Annotated in this window: 9 protein-coding genes; 3 read left to right on the top strand and 6 right to left on the bottom strand. The window is 61.5% G+C overall.

Annotation, left to right across the window (positions count from 1 at the left end; all coding sequences use genetic code 11):
- Positions 1 to 245 (top strand): CinA family protein (locus tag Q0K06_RS13510; protein WP_294553569.1); only part of this gene is annotated, 245 nt, incomplete at its 5' end.
- Positions 246 to 293: 48 nt separating this feature from the next.
- Here Q0K06_RS13510 and Q0K06_RS13505 read toward each other — a convergent pair.
- Entirely contained in the window at positions 294 to 512 is a 219-nt protein-coding gene (locus Q0K06_RS13505) for a helix-turn-helix transcriptional regulator (protein ID WP_294553566.1), read from the bottom strand.
- 324 nt (positions 513 to 836) lie between these two features.
- On the opposite strand from Q0K06_RS13505, the gene Q0K06_RS13500 reads away from it, so the two are divergent.
- Entirely contained in the window at positions 837 to 1,322 is a 486-nt protein-coding gene (locus tag Q0K06_RS13500; protein ID WP_294553563.1) for an RNA polymerase sigma factor, read from the top strand.
- Positions 1,323 to 1,386: 64 nt separating this feature from the next.
- On the top strand, positions 1,387 to 1,887 hold the full coding sequence (locus Q0K06_RS13495) for a hypothetical protein (protein WP_294553560.1): 501 nt from the start codon (positions 1,387 to 1,389) through the stop codon (positions 1,885 to 1,887).
- 88 nt (positions 1,888 to 1,975) lie between these two features.
- Here the strand turns inward: Q0K06_RS13495 and Q0K06_RS13490 are convergent, their stop codons facing one another.
- The 5 genes from Q0K06_RS13490 to Q0K06_RS13470 all read right to left on the bottom strand — a co-directional run.
- Positions 1,976 to 2,677, bottom strand: a complete 702-nt coding sequence (locus Q0K06_RS13490) for an ABC transporter ATP-binding protein (RefSeq protein ID WP_294553574.1) — start codon at positions 2,675 to 2,677, stop codon at positions 1,976 to 1,978.
- 10 nt (positions 2,678 to 2,687) lie between these two features.
- On the bottom strand, positions 2,688 to 3,485 hold the full coding sequence (locus tag Q0K06_RS13485; RefSeq protein WP_294553571.1) for an ABC transporter ATP-binding protein: 798 nt from the start codon (positions 3,483 to 3,485) through the stop codon (positions 2,688 to 2,690).
- Positions 3,486 to 3,535: 50 nt separating this feature from the next.
- Positions 3,536 to 4,621, bottom strand: a complete 1,086-nt coding sequence (locus tag Q0K06_RS13480) for a branched-chain amino acid ABC transporter permease (RefSeq protein ID WP_294553557.1) — start codon at positions 4,619 to 4,621, stop codon at positions 3,536 to 3,538.
- 10 nt (positions 4,622 to 4,631) lie between these two features.
- On the bottom strand, positions 4,632 to 5,504 hold the full coding sequence (locus Q0K06_RS13475) for a branched-chain amino acid ABC transporter permease (protein ID WP_294553553.1): 873 nt from the start codon (positions 5,502 to 5,504) through the stop codon (positions 4,632 to 4,634).
- Between the two features lie 168 nt (positions 5,505 to 5,672).
- Positions 5,673 to 6,206: ABC transporter substrate-binding protein (locus Q0K06_RS13470; RefSeq protein ID WP_294553549.1), on the bottom strand; the 534-nt coding region annotated here is incomplete at its 5' end.

Below are 6,206 nucleotides of genomic sequence, written 5' to 3'. Positions count from 1 at the left end.
AGGGCGCCCGGAAGGTGCTGGGCTGCGACCTGGCCGTGTCCCTCACCGGCGTGGCGGGCCCCGACCCGGACGACCGGGGCAACCCGGTGGGCCTCGTCTATGCGGCCCTGGACACCCCTGATGGCACCCGGCTGCGGGAGCTGCACCTCATCAACGGACGGGCCCGCATCCGCACCGTGGCCGCCACCAACGCCTTCGACATGGTCCGGCGCTATCTCACCGGCCTGCCCGATCGGGATGCATAACCCTATAAAAGCCTGTGCCCGGCGCACCCGAAGGTGCGCCGGGCATTTTTACGCCCTGGGATAGGGCTCCCGCACATTGGTCAGGCCCAGAATATAGTCCACGCTGGTGTGGTAAAACTCCGCCAGCTGGATCAACACCGGCGCGGGCACGTTCAGACGTCCCAATTCATAGTCGGAATAGGTGGTCTGGTGGAGATTGAGCATGGCCGCCAGCTCCTTCTGCTTCAGGTCGGCGTCCTCCCGCAGGGCGCGGATGCGCGCATACATATCCATCACCTCAATGGATAGTATGGAATAAGGGAATATCCCTTATTTACTTTTAAGGGATATTCCCTTATAATAGATAAAAAGCGCGTCTTGGGAGGTGTCGTCACATGAGAGAACTCTGTCTGAACCTTGCCGCCGGACTGGCGGCATCCAGCCTGAGCCTTGCCGTTCTGCTGCTCTTCCGGCTCTGACTTTTCCACATCCGTCCGCACTTTTGTGGATGCATACGCAGGCCCGGAAAATTTTTTCCGGGCCTGTAACCTTTCCCACCCCTCAATTGTATAATCAGTGAAAGGCCTTTCAATCCAGGTAAGGAGCGCGCCTATGAAGCCATCCCTCGAAGCAGTGGTGAAAACCTACCAGAACCATCTCTACGCCGCGGCGTTCAGCGTGTGCAAAAGCCCTCAGGATGCCGAGGACGTAGTACAGGATACCCTGCTCCAGTACTGGACGCAGAAAAAGGAGTTTGAGACAGCGGAGCATGTACGCGCGTGGCTCCTCCGGGTGGCGATCAACAAGGCGAAAAACAAGACCCGCACCTTCTTCCGGCGGAAAGCGCTGCCGCTGGAGGACTATATGGAGACCCTGGTCTTTGATTCGGAGGAGTCCTCCGGGTTGTTCGAGGCGGTAATGGCGCTGCCGGAAACGTACCGCATTGTAATCCATCTGTTTTATTATGAGGATTACACGGTAAACGAGATTGCGGATATTCTGCGCATCACGCCGGGAAACGTAAAGACCAGGCTGTCGCGGGGCCGGGCATCCCTTCGCAGCGCATTGAAGGAGGCATGGGAAGATGACGAATCATGAGAAATACAAGCGGGCTTTTTCCGCCCTTCATGCCTCTCGGGAATTTTCTTTGGAGGCTGAGACCATGAGACATCCTGTACGGTACCATCGATTTAAGGCCGCAGCGGTTCTGGCCGCCGCCTGTATCCTGCTGGTAGGCAGCGCCACAGCCGCCTACGCCGCCGACGTGGGCGGGATCCAGCGCACTGTCCAGCTCTGGATCAACGGCGACCAGACCACAGCCACCATTCAGCTCAACGAAGACGGCAGCTACCGCCTGGAGTACCCCGACGGGAACGGCGGGATTCAGGAGCAGTCCGGCGGTGGCGTGGCCTTCACTTCCGACGGGAGCGAGCGGCCCCTCACAGAGGAGGAGATCCTGGAAGAGCTGTCCATGCCGGACGTGGAATACCGGGAGGACGGTTCGGTGTGGGTCCACTGGTACGGCCAGAGCATCGACATCACGGACCGGTTTGACGGCGGCGTCTGCTATGTAAAGCTGGAGCACGGCCAGGATACCCTCTATATGACCGTGGAGTATGGAAAGGGCTATACCACCAGTCCCCACCGGTATGTAATCCCCTGAAAAGCAGCATAAAACAGCAAAGCAGCGCACCCCTGTCCCGCTTTGGGACAGGGGCGCGCTGTTTTCTTACCGCAGTTTTGTGGCGTCCTCATCCGCCCAGATAGGCCTTCTTGACGCTCTCATCCTGGAGCAGGGCGGCGCCGGTGCCGGTAGTAACCACCCGGCCGGTCTCCAGCACATAGCCCCGGTCCGCCACGGACAGGGCCATCTGGGCGTTCTGCTCCACCAGGAGGATGGTGGTGCCCGCCCTGTGCAGTTCCTTGATAATGTCGAAAATCTGGTCCACCAGGATAGGGGCCAGGCCCATGGAGGGCTCGTCCAGCATCAGCAGCTTGGGCTTGGACATGAGGGCCCTGCCCATGGCCAGCATCTGCTGTTCGCCGCCGGACAGGGTGCCGGCCACCTGCCTGCGCCGTTCCTTCAGCCGGGGGAACTGGGCGTACACCCGCTCCAGGCTGCCGGGAATCTCGGCGGCGGGGCGGGTGTAGCCGCCCATCTGCAAATTCTCCTCCACGCTCATCTGGAGGAATACAGCCCGGCCCTCGGGCACCTGGGCCAGTCCCTTTGGGATGAGCTTATGGGCGGGAATGCCGCCGATGTTCTCCCCCTGGAAGGTGATGGATCCGGTGTGGCTGTGGAGCAGGCCGGAGATGGTTTTGAGGATGGTGGACTTGCCGGCGCCGTTGGCGCCGATGAGGGTGATGATCTCCCCCTCCTCCACGGTGAAGGATACGTCTTTGACGGCGTGGATAGCGCCGTAATACACATTGATGTTCTCTACGTTCAGCATGGCCACGGCGTCACTCACTCCTTCCGGTGCCCAGATAGGCCTTGATGACCTCCGGGTTGTTCTGAATCTCCTGGGGGGTGCCCTTGGCGATGACCTGGCCGAAGTTGAGCACGCAGATGCCCTCGCAGATGCCCATAACCAGGTTCATATCGTGCTCGATGAGCAGGATTGCAATCTGGAAGGTGTCCCGGATTTTGACGATGTTGTCCATCAGCTCGGAGGTCTCGGAGGGGTTCATGCCGGCGGCGGGCTCGTCCAGCAGCAGCAGGGACGGGTTAGTGGCCAGGGCCCGGACAATCTCCAGCCGGCGCTGGGCGCCGTAAGGCAGGCTTCCCGCCTTGGCGTCGGCCAGGCCCTGCATGTCGAAGATGCTCAGCAGCTCCATAGCCCGGTCGTGGGCCAGCTTCTCGCTCTTCCAGTAGCCGGGCAGGCGGAAAATGCTCTGCCACATGCCGCAGCCTACCTGATTGTGCAGGCCGATTTTCACGTTGTCTTCCACGCTCAGGTTGGAGAACAGCCGGATATTCTGGAAGGTGCGGGCGATGCCCGCACGGTTGACCTGGACGGTGTTCATGTTGTGGGTATCCACGCCGTCCAGCAGTACAGTGCCCCGGGTGGGCTGGTACACCTTGGTCAGCAGGTTGAATACCGTGGTTTTCCCCGCGCCGTTGGGGCCGATAAGGCCGGCAATCTCAGTGCGGCCGATGGCCATGTTGAAGTCGTCCACGGCGGTCAGGCCGCCGAAGTCGATGCCCAGGTGCTGGGCCTCCAGGATGGGGTCCTTGTCGATGTCCCGCTCGGGGATCATATTTTTGCTGGGCACGGGGACCAGCTTGGTCTCAGGACGAGGTGGTCTGCTCACTGTGCCGCGCCTCCCTTCTGCTCTTCCCGGTCCGCCCCGGTGATGCGGCTCTTCACCTGGGCGAAGAAGCCCCGGATGACGGGATTATTGGTGGCAATCATGACCAGGATCAGGACGATGGCGTACACCAGCATCCGGTACTGATCCAGGTCAAAGCTGCGCAGCAGCTCGGGCAGCACGGTGAGGAAGGCCGCGGCGATGATGGAGCCGCGGATATTGCCGATGCCGCCCAGCACCACAAAGACCAGAATGAGGATGGAGGTGTTGAAGTCGAATTTCTTCGGGGCCATAGAGGAGTAGTTCATGGCGTACAGCACGCCGGCGGCGCCGGCCATCACAGCGGAGGTGACAAAGGCCATGAGCTTGTACTTGGTGGCGCCGATGCCCACGCTCTCGGCGGCGATGCGGTTGTCCCGCAGGGCCATAATGGCCCGGCCGGAGCGGCTGTGCACCAGGTTGAGGGTGACGGTGAGGGCGATGAGAATCAGGATGAAGCCGGCGGTGAAGCTGGCCAGCTTTGCATTGCTGGTAAAGCCCATGGGCCCCTTCAGGATGGCCTTGCCGTTCTCGCTCAGGTGGAGGGCCGCCTCGTTCTGCAGGGAGAAGTGGAGGCCCTTTTCATCCACGCCCACATAGAGCACATTAAAGATATTGCGGATAATCTCGCCAAAGGCCAGGGTGACGATGGCCAGGTAGTCGCCCCGGAGGCGGAGCACCGGCACGCCCACGATGACGCCGGCCACGCCGGCCATCGCCGCGCCCACCACCATGGCGATGGCCAGCCGGATCACATCGCTGGGGATGACGCTCTGGAGGGACATGGCGGCCACCACGCCGGAGAAGGCGCCCACGCTCATGAATCCGGCGTGGCCCAGGCTCAGCTCGCCGGAGATGCCCACCACCAGGTTCAGGGCGATGGCCATGACCACATAGGCGCAGATGGGCACCAGCTGGCCCTGGATGGAGGGAGAGAGCAGGCCGCCCGCGTTGCAGACCTGCATCACAATGAACGCGGCAATGACAATACCGTAGGTGATGGAGTTGTTGACCAGCCGTTTGCGGCCGGGAGAGAGCTTTTTCATGCGGGCCACCTCACACTTTCTCGCGGATGGTCTTGCCCAGCAGGCCGGCAGGCTTGACCAGCAGCACAATGATGAGCACGGCAAACACCACCGCGTCGGAAATGTTGGTATTGATCACCTTGGCAAAGGTCTCGATGATGCCCAGCAGGATGCCGCCCAGCATAGCGCCGGGGATGGAGCCGATGCCTCCGAACACGGCGGCGGTAAAGGCCTTGATGCCGGGCAGGGAGCCGCTGGTGGGAATCAGGTTCTTGTAACTGGAGAAGAGCAGGGCGCTGGCAATGGCTGCCAGGGCGGAGCCGATGGCAAAGGTCATGGAGATGGTGCGGTTGACGTTGATGCCCATGAGCCGGGCCGCGTCCTTGTTCTCAGAGCAGGCCCGCATGGCCTTGCCCAGCTTGGTCTTGCTGGTGAACCAGGTGAGGGCCAGCATGATGATGATGCAGACCAGCACGGTGACCAGGGACACATAGGTGATGTTCACCCCTTCAATGGGCAGAGAGCCCTCGGGGATGACGGAGGTAAACACCTTGGGGTCGGCGCCCCACAGCAGCAGGGCGGCGTTCTGCAAAAAGTAGCTGACGCCGATGGCGGTGATGAGCACCGCCAGGGAGGACGCCTGGCGCAGGGGCTTGTAGGCCAGGCCTTCAATGACCACGCCCAGGACGGTGCACACCACCACGGCCAGCAGAATCCCCACAATGGGGTTGAGGCCAAAGCTGCCGGTGGCAAAGAAAATCACATAGGCGCCCACCATGATAATATCGCCGTGGGCAAAGTTCAGCATCTTGGCGATGCCGTATACCATGGTGTAGCCCAGGGCGATGATGGCGTAGACGCTGCCCAGACTGATGCCGGTGATGAGATTATTGAGGAAACTCAAGCCATTCACCTCTCTCTGTGTATTTCAGGCACTGTGTATGGCAGAAACATCAGCGGCCCGCCGGGCTGCGGATGTGTCCGCCATACAAACGGATAATACGGGGAAAAGCGGGCTGCCGGGCGCGCCGGCAGCCCGCTTTCAGGCCTATGTCAGCGGACGCTGATGAACTTACTGAGTGACGTACACGCCGCCCTCAACCTTGACCACCACGGGGGCCTTGGAGACCTCGCCGTTGGCGGACCAGGTCATGCCGGTACCGGTCAGGCCGTCGACGCTGAAGTCGCCGGAGGTAAACTGGGCGATGAGGGCCTCGCAGATGTCCTGGGCGCTCATGTCGGCGGTAATGCCGGCGGCCTGGCAGGCCTCATAGATGGCGTACATGCAGTCATAGCCGTCAGCGGCGAACTGGTTGGGGATACCGCCGTAGGCAGACTCGTACTCATCCACGAACTTGACGGTGCGGTCGTCCGTGGCCCAGGCGTTGAAGGGGGTCATGAGCATCAGGCCCTCGGCCAGGGAGGTGTCAAAGCCCTCCAGATCCAGGATGCCGTCCATGCCGTCACAGCCGAAGAAGGTGGGCGCATAGCCCATGCTCTTGGCCTGGGACAGAATCAGGGAAGCGGGCGTGTAGTAGATGGGCATGAACACCAGGTCGGCGCCGGCGTCCTTGGCTGCGGTCAGCTGCACGTTGAAGTCGGTGTT

This window comes from uncultured Pseudoflavonifractor sp. (assembly GCF_944387805.1).
GTDB lineage: Bacteria > Bacillota > Clostridia > Oscillospirales > Oscillospiraceae > Pseudoflavonifractor.
The sequence above is the reverse complement of the archived record's forward strand: the minus strand, read 5'-3'. Positions and strand labels throughout refer to the sequence as shown.

Coding starts and splice junctions, on each gene's coding strand:
- Q0K06_RS13505 (WP_294553566.1), bottom strand. CDS start 512: ATGTATGCGCGCATCCGCGCCCTGCGGGAGGACGCCGACCTGAAGCAG.
- Q0K06_RS13500 (WP_294553563.1), top strand. CDS start 837: ATGAAGCCATCCCTCGAAGCAGTGGTGAAAACCTACCAGAACCATCTC.
- Q0K06_RS13495 (WP_294553560.1), top strand. CDS start 1,387: ATGAGACATCCTGTACGGTACCATCGATTTAAGGCCGCAGCGGTTCTG.
- Q0K06_RS13490 (WP_294553574.1), bottom strand. CDS start 2,677: ATGCTGAACGTAGAGAACATCAATGTGTATTACGGCGCTATCCACGCC.
- Q0K06_RS13485 (WP_294553571.1), bottom strand. CDS start 3,485: ATGATCCCCGAGCGGGACATCGACAAGGACCCCATCCTGGAGGCCCAG.
- Q0K06_RS13480 (WP_294553557.1), bottom strand. CDS start 4,621: ATGAAAAAGCTCTCTCCCGGCCGCAAACGGCTGGTCAACAACTCCATC.